Origin of the sequence: Nonomuraea sp. NPDC049269 (genome assembly GCF_043197155.1) — a bacterium.
In the GTDB taxonomy this organism is placed as follows: domain Bacteria; phylum Actinomycetota; class Actinomycetes; order Streptosporangiales; family Streptosporangiaceae; genus Nonomuraea.
On record NZ_JBICSO010000002.1, the window covers coordinates 706779 to 726588 of the forward strand.

Annotated in this window: 20 protein-coding genes; 9 read left to right on the forward strand and 11 right to left on the reverse strand. The window is 68.3% G+C overall.

Going from position 1 to position 19810, the window contains the following annotated elements; translation table 11 throughout:
- Positions 1-16 precede the first annotated feature (16 nt).
- The 3 genes from ACGFNP_RS13070 to ACGFNP_RS13080 form a co-directional block, all read right to left on the reverse strand.
- Positions 17-1528, reverse strand: a complete 1512-nt coding sequence (locus ACGFNP_RS13070; RefSeq protein ID WP_393317922.1) for a serine hydrolase domain-containing protein — start codon at positions 1526-1528, stop codon at positions 17-19.
- A gap of 218 nt (positions 1529-1746) precedes the next feature.
- Positions 1747-2781, reverse strand: coding sequence for a hypothetical protein (locus ACGFNP_RS13075; protein WP_393317925.1), 1035 nt, complete (start codon positions 2779-2781; stop codon positions 1747-1749).
- 556 nt (positions 2782-3337) lie between these two features.
- On the reverse strand, positions 3338-4120 hold the full coding sequence (locus ACGFNP_RS13080; RefSeq protein ID WP_393317928.1) for an NBR1-Ig-like domain-containing protein: 783 nt from the start codon (positions 4118-4120) through the stop codon (positions 3338-3340).
- A 353-nt stretch (positions 4121-4473) separates the two neighbouring features.
- Here ACGFNP_RS13080 and ACGFNP_RS13085 point away from each other — a divergent pair, with 353 nt between their 5' ends.
- Positions 4474-4818 carry a hypothetical protein gene (locus tag ACGFNP_RS13085; RefSeq protein WP_358339612.1) on the forward strand — a complete coding sequence of 115 codons (345 nt, stop codon included), beginning with the start codon at positions 4474-4476 and terminating at the stop codon, positions 4816-4818.
- A gap of 256 nt (positions 4819-5074) precedes the next feature.
- Complete coding sequence (locus tag ACGFNP_RS13090) at positions 5075-5683, forward strand: DUF2306 domain-containing protein (RefSeq protein ID WP_358339614.1); 609 nt, start codon at positions 5075-5077, stop codon at positions 5681-5683.
- Here ACGFNP_RS13090 and ACGFNP_RS13095 read toward each other — a convergent pair.
- The 3 genes from ACGFNP_RS13095 to ACGFNP_RS13105 are packed head-to-tail and all read right to left on the reverse strand — an operon-like array spanning position 5673 to position 7861.
- Complete coding sequence (locus ACGFNP_RS13095; protein WP_358339616.1) at positions 5673-6329, reverse strand: response regulator transcription factor; 657 nt, start codon at positions 6327-6329, stop codon at positions 5673-5675. The genes ACGFNP_RS13090 and ACGFNP_RS13095 overlap by 11 nt on opposite strands.
- Positions 6326-7465 (reverse strand): sensor histidine kinase, encoded by a 1140-nt coding sequence (locus ACGFNP_RS13100; protein WP_393317932.1) that lies wholly within the window; start codon positions 7463-7465, stop codon positions 6326-6328. Before ACGFNP_RS13100 ends, ACGFNP_RS13095 begins: the two co-directional genes overlap by 4 nt.
- Before the next feature lie 33 nt (positions 7466-7498).
- Positions 7499-7861, reverse strand: coding sequence for a hypothetical protein (locus tag ACGFNP_RS13105; protein WP_393317935.1), 363 nt, complete (start codon positions 7859-7861; stop codon positions 7499-7501).
- 171 nt (positions 7862-8032) lie between these two features.
- Here ACGFNP_RS13105 and ACGFNP_RS13110 point away from each other — a divergent pair, with 171 nt between their 5' ends.
- Together ACGFNP_RS13110 and ACGFNP_RS13115 are read left to right on the forward strand one after the other, a co-directional pair.
- Positions 8033-8629 (forward strand): MarR family transcriptional regulator, encoded by a 597-nt coding sequence (locus tag ACGFNP_RS13110; RefSeq protein WP_393317938.1) that lies wholly within the window; start codon positions 8033-8035, stop codon positions 8627-8629.
- Between the two features lie 32 nt (positions 8630-8661).
- Entirely contained in the window at positions 8662-9090 is a 429-nt protein-coding gene (locus ACGFNP_RS13115; RefSeq protein WP_393317941.1) for a HEPN domain-containing protein, read from the forward strand.
- 208 nt (positions 9091-9298) lie between these two features.
- Here ACGFNP_RS13115 and ACGFNP_RS13120 read toward each other — a convergent pair whose 3' ends face one another.
- Positions 9299-9679 (reverse strand): helix-turn-helix domain-containing protein, encoded by a 381-nt coding sequence (locus tag ACGFNP_RS13120; protein WP_358339625.1) that lies wholly within the window; start codon positions 9677-9679, stop codon positions 9299-9301.
- 95 nt (positions 9680-9774) lie between these two features.
- Between ACGFNP_RS13120 and ACGFNP_RS13125 the strand changes: the two genes are divergently transcribed.
- Positions 9775-10446, forward strand: coding sequence for an NAD(P)-dependent oxidoreductase (locus ACGFNP_RS13125; protein ID WP_393317944.1), 672 nt, complete (start codon positions 9775-9777; stop codon positions 10444-10446).
- Here the strand turns inward: ACGFNP_RS13125 and ACGFNP_RS13130 are convergent.
- The gene (locus ACGFNP_RS13130; protein ID WP_393317947.1) at positions 10439-11089 is read right to left on the reverse strand and encodes a TetR/AcrR family transcriptional regulator; all 651 of its coding nucleotides are present in this window, start codon (positions 11087-11089) and stop codon (positions 10439-10441) included. The two genes, ACGFNP_RS13125 and ACGFNP_RS13130, sit on opposite strands and share 8 nt — an antisense overlap.
- A 252-nt stretch (positions 11090-11341) precedes the next feature.
- Here ACGFNP_RS13130 and ACGFNP_RS13135 point away from each other — a divergent pair, with 252 nt between their 5' ends.
- From ACGFNP_RS13135 to ACGFNP_RS13145, 3 genes are read left to right on the forward strand one after another with little or no spacing between them, the layout of a single operon-like run.
- Entirely contained in the window at positions 11342-11914 is a 573-nt protein-coding gene (locus ACGFNP_RS13135) for an RNA polymerase sigma factor (protein WP_393317950.1), read from the forward strand.
- Complete coding sequence (locus ACGFNP_RS13140; RefSeq protein WP_393317953.1) at positions 11907-13127, forward strand: CU044_5270 family protein; 1221 nt, start codon at positions 11907-11909, stop codon at positions 13125-13127. Before ACGFNP_RS13135 ends, ACGFNP_RS13140 begins: the two co-directional genes overlap by 8 nt.
- Complete coding sequence (locus ACGFNP_RS13145; RefSeq protein ID WP_393317956.1) at positions 13124-14038, forward strand: CDP-alcohol phosphatidyltransferase family protein; 915 nt, start codon at positions 13124-13126, stop codon at positions 14036-14038. Before ACGFNP_RS13140 ends, ACGFNP_RS13145 begins: the two co-directional genes overlap by 4 nt.
- A gap of 5 nt (positions 14039-14043) precedes the next feature.
- On the opposite strand, the gene ACGFNP_RS13150 is transcribed toward ACGFNP_RS13145, so the two are convergent.
- Positions 14044-14613 (reverse strand): ArsR/SmtB family transcription factor, encoded by a 570-nt coding sequence (locus ACGFNP_RS13150; protein ID WP_393317959.1) that lies wholly within the window; start codon positions 14611-14613, stop codon positions 14044-14046.
- An 81-nt stretch (positions 14614-14694) separates the two neighbouring features.
- Between ACGFNP_RS13150 and ACGFNP_RS13155 the strand changes: the two genes are divergently transcribed.
- Positions 14695-16125, forward strand: coding sequence for an alpha/beta hydrolase family protein (locus tag ACGFNP_RS13155; protein ID WP_393317962.1), 1431 nt, complete (start codon positions 14695-14697; stop codon positions 16123-16125).
- Here the strand turns inward: ACGFNP_RS13155 and ACGFNP_RS13160 are convergent.
- Together ACGFNP_RS13160 and ACGFNP_RS13165 are read right to left on the reverse strand one after the other, a co-directional pair.
- Entirely contained in the window at positions 16101-17429 is a 1329-nt protein-coding gene (locus tag ACGFNP_RS13160) for a hypothetical protein (RefSeq protein WP_393317965.1), read from the reverse strand. The genes ACGFNP_RS13155 and ACGFNP_RS13160 overlap by 25 nt on opposite strands.
- A gap of 106 nt (positions 17430-17535) precedes the next feature.
- Positions 17536-19602, reverse strand: a complete 2067-nt coding sequence (locus ACGFNP_RS13165; protein ID WP_393317968.1) for a prolyl oligopeptidase family serine peptidase — start codon at positions 19600-19602, stop codon at positions 17536-17538.
- Positions 19603-19810 lie beyond the last annotated feature (208 nt).

Genomic DNA, 19810 nt, shown 5'->3' on the forward strand with positions numbered 1-19810 from the left:
CCTCACAGTGCCGACACTATCTCTCGCCGACCTGAGCGAACGCGTCCCGTACGGACGGGCTGCCGGCTGAACGGCGCGGCCGGGCCAACGCCGCGACACGGATGACCAGGACGCTGATGTTCATCACGGCCGCGACCGCCGTCCAGGTGACCAGCGCCACCGAGTAGTAGCAGAGTTGGATGAAGGTGAGGTCCCGCCCGCCGCCGACGAGCCCGCCCAGGTCCGGAAGGCTCACGAGCAGGGCGAGGGGGATGAGTCTGGGCAGAAGGCGCAGGACACGCCACCAGGGCGGCCGGGTGGCGAGCCGGTCCGCCCACGCCCGCGTACGCCGCAGGTTGCGGATGCCCAAGAACAGACTCAGCAGGGTGAGGCCGGCCAGCGTCAGGTTGATGAGCAGCCGCGGTGGGGCGCTGGTCGAGGGCCCGCCGCCGGTCACCAGGACGGCCAGCTCGTCCGCCAGTGGGCTGATGCCGTCGTTGCCCAGGCCGACGCCGCTGTTGCCGACGACCGCGATTCCGTAGCCGCCGGGGAGCAGAAGCTGCTCGGCCGCGTAGGTGAACCAGATGCCGCCGTGGTAGATCCTGCCCTTCTGGTCGGTGTCCCAGCCCATCCCGTACGACCACCGCCGGTCCGACGAGGTGTGCATGGCCGCGATGCTCGCCGCCGAGATCAACTGCTTGCCGTTGGCGGCCCGGCCCGCGTTGTTCTGAATGATCAGCCACTGGGCCATGTCGGCGCTCGTGGTGATCACGCCGTCGGAGCCGCTGACGAACCGTTTCGGCTCGGGGAGGGGAATCGACGCCCCGTAGGCGTAGATATGCCCTTCGCGTACGTCGTGCGGTAGATCGCGCGGAGCCTGGCCGATCGCGGTGGTCGCCCGCATACCGATGGGCTCGAACACGTGCTGCCGCAGATAGTCCGTGAACGGTTCGCCCGACACGACCTCCACCAGCCGGGCGGCGAGGTGGTAGTTCGTGTTCGTGTAGGAGTGCCTCGTGCCGGGCTCGGTGGCCAGCGTCGCGGCATGAGCTCGCGCCACGGCGCCCGTCGGCGAATCCGGCTGCGGCAGGCTCTTCTCCGGAAGCGTGCCGTCGGTGATCCCCGAGGTCTGGTTCAGCAGCTCGCGTACCGTGATCCGCGTTCCCCGAGGGTCGGCGATCCGGAAATCGGGCAGGTAGTCGCGCACCGGCGCGTCCAGCGTGACCTTCCCCGCCTCGACGAGCTGCATCACGCTGAGCGCGGTGAACGACTTGCTGACCGACGCCACCGGCATCGGCGTCGTCGCGGTCACGGCGGCGCCGGATGAGTCATGACCGTACCCGCCCGCATAAAGGACCTTGTCGCCCTTGGTGATCGCGACTGCGATGCCCGGGTAGCCAGTCTTGTCGGCGAAGTCGGATACCACCCGCTGTACCGCCGCCTCGTCGGGTACCCCCTTCGCGAAGGCTGGGCCCGGCAGCGCCAGAACCACCGAACAGGCGGCCACCACGGCCGCAACACTCCGCCACCAGCCCGTACCCTGCCACACAGCGATCTCCGATCGTCTCGTCGACGTCGGAAACACTAGATTTCGCGGCATCCCGGCACAGGACCCGAACGACACCCCCCACCCCTGACTTTCGTACGGGGCTCCACCAGAGGGTGCTATCGGGCAGGTGCGCTCGGCGGGGTGTCAGCCGGGCGCGCGGTCACGCGTGTTCTCAGGTAGATCCGGTTCGTATGGAGGTCCCGCAAGACCGTTCGGGATCATGATTCGGCCAGTGTGACCGCTCTTTCGAGGGCATGCCGGGCGCCCCGCGGCGAACGCCGGCCGAGGCCACAGGCAGGGGAGATGTCCACCGTACGAGAGAGGAGACTCTCCACGGTGCGCAGGATCTTCCGCTGGTCGTCCGGTGCTTGAGCCTCATGGACCAGGCCGGCGGCGAACCGGATGTCCCGGGGTAACGCGGCGAGGAGTTCCAGAGCTCGGTAGAAGCCCGGCTCCAGCGGTGGCGGCTGGTCGCCCGCCGCCAGCGGAACGTGGACGTACTCCAGCGAGCGGTCTTGCGGCCAGGCCCGCAGAAGCGCGTTGAGCATGGACACCGCGGGCGCGGCGGTGCCTAATCGCTTCAGCGCCTTGTTGTTGAGGTCGCCGACGCACAGGTGGACACCGAAGCGAGTGCCCGGCGGCGCGGCGGCGACCTGCTTGACCATGCCGTGCACCAGCAAGCGCGCGGCCGCCGTCCGCAGTGGCTTGGGGGTGCGGGCCACCATGACCAGTTCGACGGGCACCTCAAGCTGGAACAGCACGTCCTGGCCGCCCCACCCGGCGATCTCCTCGATCTCATGGGCGAGCGCGTCCCGGAAAGGTGCGCGGCGGCTGAACGCATTTGCCGATCCGAAGGCGAAGAGTGCGAGGTCCAGGTCGCCGGGGATCCCGACCTGGAACGACACGCCGTCCAGACGGTGTTCCTGACGGATCTCCTTGAACACCTCGTAGCTTTCCCGGGCGGCGGACGCGTGGCCGAGGTTCAGGGAGCCGGGGGTGAGCCGGTGTCCGCGCCGCACCCTGAAGACCGGGCGGTCGTCGTAGCCGGACCAGTCCCCGTCCGTCCGCAGCTCGACGTCGGGATGCTCGCGGAGGCCATCGATGATGTGCGTGATCCAACGGCGGCGGGGGCCGACCTCCCCGTCCGCCAGTGTCTTGAGGTACGGGCCGGCCACGCCTGCCACGATCGTCATGGCCTCGCGTGAGTCGGCTGCCGGATAGCTGCCGACGAGATGGATGTGGCGGCTTGGCATGCTGCTCCTCCTGTCAGCCCGCCACCACGAGGCGGCGGCCTCGTAACCGTGTTTCCGCGTTGGGGTGTGCTCCCCGAGTGTGATGGGTGTCTTCCGTCGGGTCGAGCGGCGGTTCCGAACGGTTACTGCGGGACGGCGTGGCTCTTCCGCCTGTCCCGCTTGGCGGAACGCCACGTGGAAGTCACGGGCGACGTGTCAGAAGAGGCCCAGTGGTCGATCATTCGGCGGCGGTCAGAGCTTGATCTGCTTCCGCTTGGTTCACTGACACAGGCGAATCTCGCGGCGTCGTAAGCCAAGGTGTAGGCCGAATTAATCATGCTCCTCTCGATCTGTCCTGGGCGGGGTGAGGTCAATGGTGGGACTCGCCTTGATTTGGCGGATCAATGCGTCGGATGCCGCCTCTGTGGTGGGGGCCCTGCCTGCCCGTGGTGGCGGGCTGCCCAGGAGCCGAAGATGAGCAACAGTTCGGTCCTCGGGATGGCGGCGAATTCTTCAGCGATGATGACGCGTGGGCCGTAGAGGTAGCTCAGGATTTCCGTGACGACGAACCCGCAGGTCAGGGTCCGCCTACGCGGACATCCAGAAACACCGGGCGCTTGCGCGGGAACAGCTCTCGGCCCTGCGCGTCGGTCATCTTCCAGTAGATGCGGCAGTTGCCGGGTTTGTTCGGGGCCTGTACCTGGACCGCGACGTCGACGGTTCGGCCGGGTGCCGTCGGCGGGATGGTCACCGTTCTGGGTGATCGGCAGGGTCCGGTGTTGATACGAGCCAGACGTCTGCCTTCCCAGGATGTCGTCCCGGTGTTGCGGATCCTCCACACTTTCCGGAACGACGCGCCCTGCCGTACTTCCGAGCCATCCGGGTACGTGACGTCACCCACGAATTCAGAGTCGTCCTTGGCTGTCGGCGCTGCTGGGGGATCGTCCTGGTTCGCGTTCGTCGTCAGATAGAAGACCGTCAAGCCGGTCACGATGATCGCGGCCAGGACCATGCCGAGGGTGCGGCGGTGGTTCCGTCGGCGCGCGGGCGGTGCCGGCGTTTTCCCGGCATTCGGTAGTTCGACAGCGCTGGTGTCGTCAGGAGAAGAGGCCGCCTTCGTACGCTCCCAGAGCTGCCGCCACTCGTGTTCGGTCTCCTCGGGATCATGCCCCAGCCGATCAACTGCCAGAACCCGGACGAATTCCCACGTGGTCTCCCAGCTCGGCAACTTCCGTCCCTGGGCGGCGCTCGCCAGTGACGACTTCGAGGCTGCCGCGCCGAGTCGAGAGGACATCTCGGCGTACGAGGGATCGCCCGCCTCCTCTTTCAGCCGCAGGAGCCGGTCGGCGAAGGCGCCCACCGCGCCCGAGTCGGGATCAGGCCGTATCGGCTGTCGTCCTCGACGCTTCACCGGATCCTCAGCGTGCACCTCGGCCCCACTTCCCTCCATTCACTCGCCACTCCGCTGGCCTCACGTCACAAATTATCTGACGGTACAAATCAGGGATCAGTTCGGGCCACCGCAGGTCAGGATTTGTCCAATGTCCAGTTTTGCCCGGTAGAGCGGACTTGGACAAACATCGCTGGGCGTCCCCGGCCGGCTGATGGCAACGTGGTGGACGTCCCCGGCGAACGCATCGCCGCCGGCCTGGGCGCGATGCCCGTGGCCTCAGACTCACGTGACCGCATCACTCCAGAGCGAAGGAGATATTCATGTCCACCAGCTCTCGCCTGGCGAGCCTGCGTACCCGAGTCGCGGTCGTTGCCACCGCGTCCGTCACCGTCGCCGGTCTCGGCGTCGGCCTTGGCGCCGCTCCGGCGTCGGCGGACGTTCATCGCGGGGTGAGCGGCTGTTTCGCCTGGTCATGGGGAGACGGCAACAGCTCGGTGACGGTGTACTGGCACAACCGGTGCCACAACAAGCGCAAGCTGAACATCAAGTACAGCCTCGGCTGGACCACCAAGAAGTACACGGCGGTGGTCAAGTCCAGTGGGAAGGGCCACAAGAGGTTCCAGACTGCTTCGATCGTGTCCATTACCGACGGGGGCCGCGCCTAGCCGCTCTGGCTGGCATTGGGGGTGCGGCGCGGACACGCGCCGCACCCCGGCGTGTGTCCACAGGCAGCGGAGCCGGCCGAAAGTACGCCCGATTGCCGGACGATCGGCCAGGCCAGAACGGGCCTTTCTCTCGATGAGCCGGCATCGCCTCAGTCGGCACACTCAGATCATGACCCACGAGAGTACGACGGAACGCCCCCCACTCCTGCAGAAACCGTCTCTCGCCACTGCCTCCCCCAGGAGGGGAGGGTGGCGCGTGCCCGCCGCCCTGATCGCGCTCAGCGCCATTCCCGTGATCGCCGGTGCCGTACGCATGACCGAGCTGACCGGCGGCGCGGCGATCACTCAGGACAACGCGCGGTTCTTCGCGATGCCGCTGCCCGTGGTGCTGCACATCATCTGCGTCAGCGTGTACAGCATTCTGGGGGCCTTCCAGTTCGCCTCCGGGTTCCGTCGCCGGCGGCTGGGCTGGCATCGCGTCGCCGGGCGGTTGCTGGTCGTATGTGGGCTGGTCGTGGCGCTGACGGGTCTGTGGATGACTCTGTTCTATCCCCGTCCGGAGGGGGATGGGGATCTCCTGGCCGGGATCCGGGTGGTGTTCGGTACGGCCATGTTCCTGTCGATCGTGCTCGGCCTGGCGGCGATCCGGCGGCGGGACATCGCCCGGCATCGGGCTTGGATGATGCGCGGTTATGCGATCGGGCTGGGGGCGGGAACGCAGGCGTTGACCCAACTGCCGTGGATTCTGCTCGTCGGCAAGCCTGGTGAGTTCCCCAGGGCGCTGCTCATGGCCGCCGCGTGGCTGATCAACCTCGCCGTGGCCGAATGGCTCATCCGTAAGCGGCCGCGCAGGCTCAGTTCTTGACGCGGTTGGTCTCGTACGCCCACATGGCGATCTCGACGCGGTTGCGGGCGCCGAGTTTGGCCATCAGGCTCGTGAGGTGGGACTTGACGGTGCTGAGAGAGATGTGCAGCTCGTCGGCGATCTCGCTGTTGGTTCGTCCACGGGCTACGGTGGCCAGGATCTGTTCTTCTCGATGCGTCAGCGCCTCGAAGGGTTGCACCGGCGGTACGGCGGGCCCGGTGCGGGCGAAGGTACCGAGCAGGCGGGCGGTGATGCTCGGGGCGATGAGCGCGTCGCCGTTGGCGGCGGCGTGGACGGCCTGGGAGAGCAGGTCGGCGCCGGCGTTCTTGAGCAGGAAACCTCGGGCGCCGGCTCTCAGGGCGGCGTAGACGTACTCGTCGAGGTCGAACGTGGTGATGACGACGACGGCGAGGGGGTCGTCGACGGCCGGTCCGGCGAGGGAGCGGGTGGCTTCGATGCCGTCGAGGCCGGGCATGCGAATGTCGAACAGGCACACGTCGGGGCGTAGCCGCCGCGCGAGCTCGACGGCTCGCCGCCCGTCGGCGGCCTCCCCGATGACCTCGATGTCCGGCTGGGCGTCGAGGATCATTGTGAGCCCGGTGCGGACGATCTCCTGGTCATCGGCGACGATCACTCTGATGCTCATGTGGCCGATCCGGTGCGGGGCAGTGTGGCGGTCACGGTCCAGCCCCGATCGGGGTCGGGGCCGGCTACGCAGGTGCCGCCGAGCAGGTCGGCGCGTTCGATCATGCCGATGAGTCCGTACCCCTGCGATCTGGCCGGCCGTTTGAGGCTGCCGTCGCCGTCGTCGCTCACGCGCAGGTGCACCGAGGTGTCGTCGGCGGTGACGCGGATCTCGATGCGGGTGGCGTGGCGCGCGTGCCGCCGGGCGTTGGTGACCGACTCTTGGGCGAGGCGGTAGATCGCGGCCTCGACCGATGGGGACAAGTCGTCGAGGCCGTCCGAGATCTCCAGGCTGACGGCCGGGCCGGTGCGGCCTTCGCCGGCGAGTTGCCGGAGGTCGGCGATGCGCCGGCCGGGTGCGAGGTCCGCTGGTTGGTCATGGCGCAGGATGCGCACCATGGCGCTCATCTCGCTCAGGGCATGCGCGGCCTCGGCCTCGATCACCCGCAGCGCGTCGGTGGCGGCGTCCGGTCGCGACGTCGAGGTGGCCAGGCCTGCCTGCGCGCGGATCGCCATCGCCGAGACATGATGGGCGACGGTGTCGTGCAGGTCGCGGGCCAGTTGCTCGCGTTCGCGCAGCTTGACCTGATCGAGCTCGCGTATCCGCGCCTTGGCCCGATACCGGAACGCCATGCCCAGGACGACGACCAGGAACACCACGGTGAATCCCCCGATGGCATCGGCGGGGCCGGGGTAGTCGGAGACCACCGAGAAGCCGGCCTCGACGAGAATGATCGCCAAGCCGAGCGCAGCCTCGCGTCCGGACCCCCACCGGAACAACGAGTAGGCCAGCAACAGCAGATAGACCATGGTGTAGGTCTCTGGAGAATGGCCGCCCGTCAGTAAGAGGGCCAGGGCCAGAGTGCCGAAGGCGATCGCGACCATCAGCAGGGGCCTGCTCCGGCGCCACAACAACGTGGGCGCCAGCCCGGCGGTGACGATCACCGAGACGGCCCGCCACGGAAGATCCGGCCGCAGCACTCCTTCGAGCAGCGCGAGCGGCACCAGCACTCCGACGAGTGCCCAGTCCCGCCACACCCGCGGCGGCGGGTTGGGGGGACGGGGCTCGTCCCACACCGAGCGGATGAGGGGGTGCACGCACTCATGGTACGAGAGCCGGTGCCGCTCCGGTCAGAGGCGGATCTGGCGGGGGATGGACTCGTCGGTGATGCGGGTGTCGGCGGCCGGCAGGAACGCCTTGGACAGGATGATCGACAGCATGCCACCTTCCTCCTCGAAGGGCAGGAAGATCTGGTCGGCTGCGCCTCGCGGGACGATGCACAGGTAGGCGTCGTTGGGATCCATGAGGATGTTGCCTGAGCCGAGACGGATCTTGTACGTGCGCAGGTCGCCGCGGACACGCAGGAATCGCTCTTCCAGGGTGCAGCGGTCGGCGATGGTCAGCCTGGGCAGCAGCCTGGCGAGGGCGTCGCGGCGGACCCGGGCGGTCTCGGGCAGTTCGCCGAAGCCGTTAGGACTGCCAGTATTCGCCATGTCCTTCCGGGTCGAGCCCGGTGGAGGTGGCGGCGGTGGCCGCCAGCGATCTTGAAACGGTGATCGGTCCGCATCGGAACCCCTTGTGGCGTGGGCGATCTCACGGACAGTGATCTCGATTCCAGTACACGGCGCTAGAACTTGCGTAAACTGCAAGCTATGTTTCAGTTTATGAAACAGCCGCCGTCCGTCTTGCTTCCGCTCCTGCGTTCTCCCTTCCAGGGAGAGCTTCTGGCCTGGCTCTTTCTCCATCCCGGTGAAGAATATGCACAGGTTGAGCTGGCGAAGAGGTTCGCTGTCTCCGCCTCGACCGTGACTCGCGAAGTCGATCGCCTCGCTGCCGCAGGTCTGGTCGTCGAGCGGAGAATCGGCAATCTGCGGATGATCCGCGCAGATACCGACGTAGTCGTGGCCCGACCGCTGACGGAGCTGCTCGCGCTGACATACGGGCCGGTGGCTGTGCTCGGTGAGCAGTTGTCTGACGTCATTGGCGTCGAGGAGGCGTACATCTATGGTTCCTGGGCTGCGCGGTACTCCGGCGAGCCGGGCAAAGTGCCGAACGATGTTGACGTCATGGTTGTCGGCGCCGTTGACGAAGATGATCTATACGACGTCGCCAGGGCAGCGGAGCGGCAACTCGGCAGAGAGGTGAACATGCGGCGGTTGAGCCGTGATGACTGGGAGTCCTCCGCCGATGATCCCTTCCTGGAAACGGTCAGGTCCCGGCCTTATGTGCGACTCAAGATTGAGAAGAGGAACAGTCGGTGAGATGGGAGCAGGGGCGCGCCACCCTTGAAGGCATGCTCAGTCGTGGCGAGATCCAAAAGGTCGTGGCGAGCCGTAGGCAGGCCGAGGAGTTGCTCGTTCAGGCTGGAAAACACCTGGCAACGGCTCGCCTCGCCATGGAATCGGATCCGATCGGCGCATACCAGTTGCTCTACGACGCAGCACGTAAGGCACTGTGCGCCGTGCTTGAGAACCAAGGGCTCCGGGCCGGCAGCCGGGGTGGGCACATCGCGGTGTATGAGGCGGTCAGCGCACAGCTTGATCCTCCGCTAGGTCAGAGCTTGCGCCCTTTTGACCGGATGCGGCGGCGACGGAACGAAGCAGAGTATCCGAGTCTCGGCTCACCAAGCTTTAGTGCCGACGATGTACGGGCCGATATGGCCAAGGTCGAGACGATCATGGAGATCGCAGCGAAAGTGATCGATCAGATGCAGCCGTTCTGACGACAGCTTCGAAACGCTCTCGGTCTCCGGGGGCTGTCGGCGCGGTGCAGTCGTCGAGCGTTCGGGATTGGATCTTCTCCCGCGCGTTCGCCGTCCCGTACGTAGGCGACCGCTTCTGCCTGTACCAGCCGCTGGGTCTGCGCCCGTACGTCCAGAGAACCGGCCGAAGCCTTGGCGAGGGTGGCGGAGGTTGCGGGTGCCGGGTATCTCAGTGCGATGAGCTCGATGAAGACTCGTGTGCGTTGCGGGCTTCGAGTAGGGCGGGGAGATGGTCCTTGCTCCAGGCGCGTGCGGCCGCGATCAAGGTCAGCAGGCTGCGCCCCAACGGAGTCAGCTCGTACTCGACCCGGGGCGGGTTCTCGTCGTACGCGGTGCGTGTGACCAGGCCGTCGCGCTGCATCGCCCGCAGGGTCTGGGTCAGCACTTTCGGGGTGATGCCGCGCAGTGGCGCCCGGAGCTCGTTGAACCGTCGCCGGCCGCCTTCGAGACAGAGCACGACCATGGCGGTCCACTTGTCGCCGATCTGGATCGGCATGGCGCTGGACGGGCATACGGGGTCGAACATCTGCGGGTCCAAGGGCTCGGTCATGCGCAAGAGGCTATCCCCAGTACCTTTGCGGTAATCGGTATCTCGTGGATACCGTCCCTTTCTGGCAGCGACGTAGGTGGCCAGATCGGAGCGACATGAGCAGGATTGTCATATTTGGGGCGGGCGGCCGGGCAGGACGAGCGGTTACGGCTGAGGCTCGGGAGCGCGGGCACGAGGTCACGGCCGTAGTTCGGGATCCGGGTAAATATCGGGACATTGAGAAGGATGGCGTCCGGCTGGTGCGGGGCGATGTCACCGACGTACAGGCGGTCGCGTCGATCGTGTCCGGTCATGATGCCGTGGTTCACGCGGTGAGCCCGTTCTCTGGGCCGGAGCAGGGGTTCGCCGATCTCGATCCTGAGTTCTACGTCAAGGCGGCCGATGCTCTGCTTCATGGTCTGGCGGAAGCGCGCGTGCCCAGGCTCGTTCTGGTCGGCCTGTTCGCGAATCTCAAGGACGCTCGCGGGCTTCTGGTGATGGACGATCCGGCGGCCTTCCCGGCCGAGATCCGGCCGTTCGCCGTTGCGCACACGGCTGGGCTGGACAGGCTGCGGGCGGCGGGGGGCACGGCGATCGACTGGCTCATGCTGACCCCGCCCGCGCTGCTGGAACAGGGCGGTCCCAGGACCGGTCGCTACCTGATCGGAGGGGAGAACGCGCCGCAGTCGACATCGGCGCATCTGTCCTATGCGGACCTCGCGGTGGCGGTGATCGACGAAATCGACACGCCACGGCACCACAGCACCCGCGTCTCCATCTTCAACTGAGCCTGCTGTCGGACGGGGGTTCGGCGGAGGGGGTGAGGTCGAGAAGGCGCTCGAGCAGTTGGTGCATGTGAGCGCGGAATCGCCGCAGTGCGTCGGGGTTGCTGGGGCGGCGACGCTGGCCTGTCGGGTCGAGGACTCCGCTCAGTGAGAACCCCTGGATGCACCAGACCATCGTGTATGTGGTGAACAGCGCGTCGGCGTGTGCGGGCTCCGCCAGGGCGGCGATGCTGTCGATGGCGTAGTGGGCCAGCGGCTGAGCGCTGAGTGACTCCAGCTCTTCGATGTCGCTGGCATCGGAGAGCCATCGGTGCATCCATAGCGCGGGAATCTCGGGATGCTCGACGCACAGGTCGATGTAACCGTCGATGAACCGGTGGAGTGCGGCCGGCCTCTCCTCGGGTGAGGCGGCTTTCAGGTCGTCGGCTCTGTTGTCGATGACGGATGCGAGAACCTGTTGGGCGCGTTCCATGACCGCCAGGTAGAGGTGGCGTTTGGTGGGGAAATGCGAGGTGATGGTGGCCGTGTTCAGCCCGGCTGCCTCACCGATTTGACCGATGGAGACGGCGTCGTGGCCGAGCGCGGCGAACAGCCTGGTCGCCACCTGCAGGATCAACTCCCGCTCGTTGTCTTCTGGAGAGGCCATGGACGCGACCATAGGACCGCGATGTCGCCCGGCCTACTGCTCGATCGGCAAGTGCGGGTAAAAGTAGCTTCTGTCCGAGCTGCGAAGCCGGGGCGCCCGCCATACGGGCATTTAAAGGGACAATCGGGGATATTTCGGGAAACTTCGTGCTGATTTTGAAAGAAGTGTGAAGAGGAGTCGGGGGTTCGGCGGAATAGAGGTGTACCCCACAGAAGGGACACCATGCGAATGGCCGCTCCCCCGGACGTGCCAGTGACAGACGATGACGCCGCGCTCATCGAGCGGTCATGGCACCACCCGGAAGCGTTCGGCGTGCTCTACGACCGCTACTTCGAAGAGATACATCGGTACGTCTCCGGACGGCTCGGCATGCAGATCGCGGATGATCTGGCCGCCGAGACGTTCCTGGTGGCGTTCAGGAAACGGCAGACGTTCGACTCCGCCCGCGGTGCCGTACGGCCTTGGCTGTACGGGATCGCCACCAACCTGATCGCTCAGCACCGAAGGAGCGAAACGCGCAGGCTGGAGGCTTTTCAGCGGGCACCTGCCGGCGAAGTGGCGGATGACGGGCACGAGGACGGGGTGATGGCGAGAGTGGCCGCCGCGAACGCACAGGGGCGGCTCGCGACAGCGCTTGGACGCCTCTCCACCGGCGATCGCGACGTGCTCCTCCTCGTCGCGCTCGCCGACCTCACCTATGAGGAGGTCGCGCAGACGCTCGACATTCCGTTCGGGACCGTCGGCTCCCGGCTCAACCGGGTGCGTAAGAAGCTTCGCAGAGCCCTGGGCGGCGTCAATCCGATGATCGGAGGGTTCGATGGATGAGCTGAACGACCGCCCGGACGAGCTGGCCGCCGTACGCGATCTCCTCTCGATGCCCGGTCCCGCATCCGAGGTCGTCGACTCCGGCCGAGCCAGGCTGCTGGCGGCGCTGGCCGCGCCACCTCAAGCCCCTCAACACGCACCTCAAGACCCTCAACGCGCACCTCAAGACCCTCAACGTGTACCGGTTCGAGCCGCTCGAAGAGAGCGGTCGCGAAGGGGGCGGTCGCGGTGGTGGGCGCCGGTCCGCAACGGGTTGATCGGGGCGGCGTCGGCGGCCGCGCTGGCGCTCGCCGTGGCCGTGCCCTCGAACTCGCTGATCGACCTCTCGCCTGATCCCGCCGTGTCCGCCTCCGCACCGCCGACCGCCAAGCAGATCCTGCTCGCCGCGGCGGTCGCGATGGCCACGGCACCGTCCGACGGCGCCTACTGGCGCACCCGCGTCGTGACCGGGCAGCTGATCCTCTCTCCCGACCGCCAGTACGTCATCAAGCGCCAGTCCGTCCGCGAGACGTGGCTCACCAGGAAGGACGGTCAGCGGGACCGTTGGACCGGCCGGTACCTCGGCGCGCGACCGGCGACACCCCAGGACGAGGCCGCGTGGCGAACCGCCGGGTCGCCGGGCCACTGGCAGTACCCGGCGGACGTGACCGGTTTGGGCCGCGTCTCCCCGGAGGCGCTGGTGGAGTCGGCGCCCGGTCCGCCGCAGGGTGGACCGCATCGCGTCGGATGGCGGAACGCGAACGGCATCCTGACCAAGCAGCTGGTCAGCTGGATGGCCCTGAGTACGATCCCGAGCGACCCCACGGCGCTACGCGCCTTCCTCGTGACCCACATCGCCCGGGAGAACGGCGCATATGTCGGGCGCAAGATGGAGGCCGAGCTGCGCGAGAGCTGCCTGGAGATCATCACCGGGCTGCCGGTCTCGCCCGAGGTGCGCGCCTCGGCGTACCAGATCCTGGCCTCGATGCCCGGCATGAAGCCGGAGGGCGAGGTCACCGACCCGCTCGGCCGGGCCGGCCAGGCCCTGAGCTACCAGGTGATGAGGGACGGCCGGCTCAGCGACGAGCGGCTCGTCATCGACGCGGAGAGTGGGCTGCCGCTGGCCACGGAGACGAGGAGCGTCAGCCGGGTGGCTGACGGGCGGGACGTCGAAATTGGCTCTTTCATCGCATATCAGCAAATCGGATGGACGGACGAAGGGCCTGCACGGTGACAACATTCACTTTGGACGACGTGCGCACGCTGACCTACAAGGCGCGGGACGCCTGGTGGACGGTGTTCCTGGTCGATCCGCTCGCCGGTCGTCTGGTGGTCGGCCTGGCGAACCGTACCTCCATCACGCCGAACCAGATCACCTGGAGCGCCTTCTTGCTCGGGTTCGGCTCGGCGGGCTGCTTCCTGATGGCCGACGGTTGGGCGTGGCTGGTCGCCGGCGCCGTCCTCTATCACCTGAGCTTCGTGCTGGACTGCGTGGACGGCAAGATCGCCCGGCTCAAGGGCACCGGCACCGTGCTGGGCGGCTGGCTCGACTACGTCTTCGACCGCATTCGGGTGCTCACCTGCGCCCTCGCGCTCATGTGGGGGCGCTTCGAGAGCACCGGTGAGGAGTTCTACCTCGTCCTCGGCATTCTCGTCGTCTTCCTCGACATGCTCCGCTACGTTGACGCGCTCCAGATCGCGAAGGTACGCCGCCAGATGCGCCGCAAACTGGACGAGGCGATCGAGGAGGTCACCGGCATCCCGGCCGTCTCGTTGCAGAGGCCGGACCTGGAGGAGGCGGGTCTCGAATCAGGCGAGATCCGCTCCGCCGACTCGGTGGACTTGCAGCAGAACTTCCGTGCGCACTTCGCCTGGTACATCCGCATCCGCGACTGGCTGCGCGACCACCGCGTCCGAGCTCATCTGATCAGCGGCATCGAGTTCCAGATGGCGGTGTTCATCGTCGGCCCGCTCACCGGGTGGATCGTGCCGGTGACCGTCGGTACGGCGGCCCTCCTGCTGGTATTCGAGGCCGCGATCATGTTCAAGCTCTATCTGTCCTCCCGGGACCTCACCCGGGCGCTGGCGAAGATTCGCTCGACCCCGATGCGGCCTCCGGCGCCGGTGGCTCAGCCACAGGGTTAGCGGCTTCAAGCGAAATCCTCGTCGGCGGGGAGGGCGAAGAGGCGGATGTACAGGGGGCGGGCGTCTGGGGGTGCGTCCTCGGCGCGGTGGCTGTATTTCAGTAGCAGGGCTATGTACTCCTCATAGAACCGGGCGAACTCCTCCTTGGTCATGCGGCCCATGCCGCGCGATCCCTTGGCCCAGTCAGGGTCGCGGCGGTAGGCCGCGGGGAAGCGTTCGAACAGTTCGCGGTCCTCGTCCATGCCGATGCGGTGGAATTCGGCGAGTACGGGGCGGTCCTCGGGGGCGAGTTGGTCCGGGGTGGGGAGGCGGATGTCTCTTGGGACGTCGGCGCGGCGCCACCAGCGTTCCCGGCCGGTCGAGCGTTCGGGGATCTCCTCGATGAAGCCGTACTTCTCGAGCTGGCGCAGGTGGTAGCTGGTCGTGCCGGTCTTGGCGCCCAGCAGTTCGCCGAGGGTGGTCGAGGTGGCGGGGCCGTGCACGTTGAGGTGGCGCAGCATGAGCCGTCGCATCGGGTGGGCCAGGGCCTTGAGCCGCTCCGGGTCGTCGAGTACGAACGCCTCGTCATCCTTCATGAGGAGCAGCCTAGTCCTCCTGCAGAACGATATCTGCAGAGAAGCCTTTGCCGAGATGTCTCTGCAGAGTAGGTTCGGCATATGAGACGGATTCTTGCCCGAGTGGCAGTGGCTCTCGCCCTGTGCCTACTCGTCACACCGGCCGCCGCCGCGGCCGCTGAACCAGCCCCGCTCGTCGTGCCGGCTGATCTGCGGGCGACCGAGGTGAGCTTCCGGGGTAGTGGGGGGCTCGCCATGCATGGCACGGTCCTGGCCCGGCCCGGGGCGAAGGCCGGTCGGCCGGGGATCGTTCTGGTGCACGGCGCGGGTACCGGAACGCCGCGCACGCAGTTACTCGGTGAGGCGGTGGAGTTCGCCCGCCGGGGGCTGTCTGTGCTGATCTACGACAAACGATCCGAGGGGTACTCGCTCTTCAACCGGTCCTACTCGCAGTTGGCCGACGACGCGCTCGGTGCCGTGGCCACGTTGCGGAAGCAGCCGGGCGTAGATTCGGCGAAGGTCGGGCTCTGGGGGCTCAGCGAGGGCGGCTGGGTGGTGCCGATCGCGGCGTCCCGCTCGAAGGAGGTCGCGTTCATCGTGCTCGTGGGGGCCAACGCGCTGGCGCCGCTGCGGCAGCAGACCTGGGCCGTGGCGGCCGGGCTGCGTAAGGCGGGGGTGTCGGGGTCGCTCGTCGAACGGGCCGAGCCCAAGCTGTACACGGCGATCGCCGACGGCGGGATGTTCCCCGAGCCCTACTACGATCCCGCGCCGACCATCGCCGCGGTACGCCAGCCCGTTCTCGGCATCTGGGGCGTGAACGACCTGCTGACCCCGCCCAAAGAGACCCCTCCGGTGTTCGCCAAGGCGCTGGAAGCGGGCGGGAATCGGCACTACACCTTCCAGTTCTTCCCGGGCGCCGACCACGCCGCCCACCAGACCCCTGACGGTGGTGTCACCCGGCTGAAGACGCTCGCCCCCGGCTACGCCGACCTGGTCGGGTCCTGGGTGAAAGACGTGACGGACGGCAGACTGCCCACGGCTCAGACGAACGGACCGGCCCCCGAGCAGGCGTCGCCGACCGTGCCGATGGATCCTCCGGCCTGGTGGGAGTCGGCGGGGATGCAGGTGGTGGCGTTGCTGGTGTTCCTGGTGGCGTTCGGGGCGTATCCAATGGTCGCGCTGGTACGGCGGCTTCGCCGTGCTTCCCTGGCGCCGGTGTCCAGGGCTGCCCGGTTGGTGAGCGCGGGCGGGTTCGGGGTGGTGCTCGGGGCGTTCGGGTACCTGTTCTACGTGGTCATGACCGGTGGCAAGCTGGCCGCTCCCGGGCCCATGGTGGCGGGTCACCCGGTGATCTGGGTGGCGTTGCAGCTCCTCGCGGTGGCCTGCCTGCTCGCCACCGTCCGCACGGCGCTGGCCTGGCGCCGGCGCCGCGCGTCCGTGCCGGGAGGGGAGAGAGTACGGCTCGGCCTGCTGCTCGCCGGTGGGGCGGTGTTCGTCCCATGGGCTCTCTACTGGGGGCTGCTGCTTCCTTGAGGAGCCAAGTTCCACTCGATGGCCTGTTCCGCACCGCGTACCCAGGTCACGTGGAGCGGCGGCCGACCCGGGCGGATCACCTCGAACAGGTAGGTGTCCGGGTGGTCGGGCTGTTCGAGCCGGCGGACGCTCTCGGCGCCGTCGAGGCGCGCGGCCAGGTCGGCGAAGGCGTCCGCGCTGGGGTGACGGACGCCGAGCGTCTCGCCGTCGTACGCCAGCAGGACGAACTTCGAGAACATCAACTGCAGCAGTTCGAGATGGTCGTCGGGCATCGGGGGCTCCGGGGTCTCCGGCCCGAGCTGCCAGCAGATCGTCCGCCGGAGGCCGCAGGACAGTGCCAGGAGGTTGCGCACCACGAGGTCGCGCGCGTTGATCCGGTGCCGCCGGTCCTCCAGCTCCGGCGGGCAGCCCGTCATGAACATCTGCAGGTTGGGCGGCAGTTCGCTCATCCGCGCGTACAGCCGCTTCATGGCCTCCCGGGCGGATGCGGGGGACAGCCCGCCCTTTCTGAACTCCTCGACCGTGAGCGTGTGCCACGGGGTCATGGCGCCAGAGCTCATGACGTCGGACAGGTGTTCCATCACCTCCGGGTACTCGAGGAGGAGCGGGCCGTTGTACTCGCCCGCCAGGATGGGCTTCTCGTACCCGTACGAGCGCATCACGGCGCGGATGTCGTCGATGGTGGCCGGAATCCGGTACGGGTCGCTGTACAGGTGGATGTCGAACACGTCATAGGCGCCTTCGGCGATGAGCCGCAGGAAGAAGTCCCGCTCACCGTCGGGGCTCTCGGGGGCGGGGAAGACGCCGGGCGGGCAGCCGCCGAGCACGACGTCGGCCTGCGGGTCGGCGCCCTTGATCGCCCGGTGGAAGAGGGTCAGCAGGTCGAGGTACTCGGTGGCGGTGCCGCCCCAGAACAGCGGGATGCACGGTTCGTTCTCGCACTGCCAGTAGCGCACGCGGCCCGCGCAGTGCGTCACCAGGGCGCGCAGCATCGCCTCGTACGCCGCCGGGTCGGTGGGCGGCGATCCGGGGAGCAGGTCGGTCGACCTGGTCGAGCCCCACGTCGAGGCCGCACTGAGGGTGAACCACAGCTCGGTGTCGTCGTCGACCTGGTCCAGGACCGCGTCCACCGAGGTCCAGTCGTAGCGGCCCGGCTCGGGTTCGAGCTGGGACCAGTAGAAGAACATCCGCAGCAGTCCGGCGCCCAGGTCGCGGGCCTGTGGGGCGAAGGTGCCGGGCTTGGCGACCAGACCGTACTGGATGCCGCGGACCACGCCCAACCGGATGCCGTCTGTCGAGGTCATGAGCTTTCCCTTCGGAGGAGGTTGTCCGCCCACGATGGCGCCGCACGCTGGCAGCCCGCTGCTATCGCCCTGTTAGGCCGCTGTTGGACCGGCCAAGGCGGTGGGGTCAGCGGAAAGCGACGTTCAACGCCGTACGTAGGAACTCCAACTGGTGCCGCAGCAGCCCCTCCACAGCCGCCTCGGCGGTCGGCATGTGCGTGGCCCCCGACAACGGCAGCACCTGGTGCGGCCGGCCCGCCGCCAGCAGCGCGGCCGACATCCGCAAGGTGTGGGCGGCCACCACGTTGTCGTCCGCCAGGCCGTGCACCAGCAGCAACGGGCGGCGCAGCCGGGCCGCGTCGCCGATGGGCGAGGAGCGCTCGTAGTTCTCCGGCTGCTCGTCCGGGTGGCCGAGGAACCGCTCCCGCCAGTGGGTGTCGTACAGCCGCTGGTCACTCGGCGCCGCCCCAGAGATGGCGGCATGGAACACCTCCGGCAGGCGCAGCACCGCCGCCGCCGCGAGCGTGCCGCCGTAGCTCCAGCCACGGATGCCCACCCGGCCCAGGTCGAGGTCGGGGCAGTGCTCGGCGGCTGCCCGCAGCGCCACGACCTGGTCTTCCAGCGGCGCGGTGAGCGTGTCTCCATGGACGGTCTTCTCCCAGACGGGGCCGCGTCCCGGGGTGCCCCGGCCGTCCGCCGTCACCACCGCGAACCCGTGCTCGGCGAACCACTGCGCCTCGGCCAGCCACCAGTGCCGGGCTCGGGTCACCAACTGCATCGCCGGTCCCGCGTACGGGGCCATCAGCACCGGCAGCGGACCGGAGCCCGGCCGATGCCAGGACGGCAGCAGCAACGCGGTCCGGATCTCCCGCTCACCCGCGCGCAGCCACGTGACCCGCGGGACGAGCACCGGCTCCGCCTGAAGCGAGGCGATCTCCGCGTCAGGCCGTCCGTGGCGGACCACGCGGAACGAGTGACCGGCCTCGGTGTGTGAGGCGAGCAGCAACGTGCCGCCCGCCCGCCGGCCGGTGTGCAGTCCCGGCCCCTCGCTCAGCCGTACGGGACCGCGTTCCGCGTCGTATGTCCACAGGTGCTGCTCGGTGGGCTCGTCACTCGCGGTGAAGAGCACGGATTCGCCGGAGACGTCCAAGACTGAGCGGATCTGCAGCCCTTCGGGGGTGACCGGACGGCCGTCCACGAGCAGCCGCCGGGTGCCGTCCAGGTCGCCGGTGTGCACCAGCGCGCCGGACGCGGTCCGCGCGGGCGTGCCCGCGATGAGCTGCACCCAGGCGGGGTCGCGCTGCTCGTGCAGGAGCTCCGTCTCACCGGTGTCCGGATCGGCGGCCAGCACGCGCAGCGTGCGCTGGTCCCGGCTCTGCACGCTGATCAGCGGACCGTGCGCGTCCCAGCTGACGGCGGTCACGTACTCGTACGCGGCCCGGTCCCACCGCAGCTCCACGGAGCCGCCGCCGAGGTCGAACACGTGCAGCGTGACCTCGGCGTTGGCCGTCCCGGCCGCCGGATAGGCGATCTCGCGCGGCGGCCGGGACGGGTCGGCGGGATCGGCGATCCACCAGCGCAGCACGGGCCGGTTGTCCACCCTGGCGGCCAGCAGCCGGGTGCCGTCGGGCGACCACCAATGGCCGCGTGTCCGGTCCATGGACTCCGCCGCCACATGCTCGGCCAGCCCCCAGACGATCTCCGGGTCATCGGGTACGGCCAGCCGCCGGTCATGCCCGTTGTCCAGCTCGACGACATGCAGCGCGCCGCCGGTCACGTAGGCGACCCGGCTCCCGGTGGGATCGGGGCGGGGATCCACCACCGGCCCGGCAGTGGGGACTGGCCGGGGCTCACCGCCATCGAGATGCACCGTCCACAGCCGCCCGTCCACAGCGAAGGCGACGGTACGTACCGCGGCATCGGCCGCATAGGCCACCACACCGGTCGCCCGCTCCCGAGCCCGCTCCCGCCGAACCCGCTCCTCCTCCGGCACGGCCCCGGTCGACCCCGGCGCCACGACCAGCCGCTCGCCCATCTCATCGACGACCCACAGACCGCTGTCCCGCTCCTCACCCCCAGGAGTCCGGAGGAACACCACCCGAAGCCCATCGGGTGACAGGGTGAAGGTGCGGGGCACTCCGAGCGAGAACCGCTGGCTACGGGCGAACTGACCTGGAAATCCTTTGGTGTCCATAAAGGAGACTCTGCAGCGGACTACCAGGAATGATGGGGAAGAGTGAAGCACGCGGGGAGACTCACCGGCGGCTGGGATCGACTGATCCAGTGGGTATCTTAGCAGGCGGGAACCGGCCAAGAAGGCGCACGTAACGGCGCCCGGCCCCGCCCACCGGAGGAGCGTTCCCCTGGACAGACGCCGGCCATGGACGGCGGGTGGGGGTGCC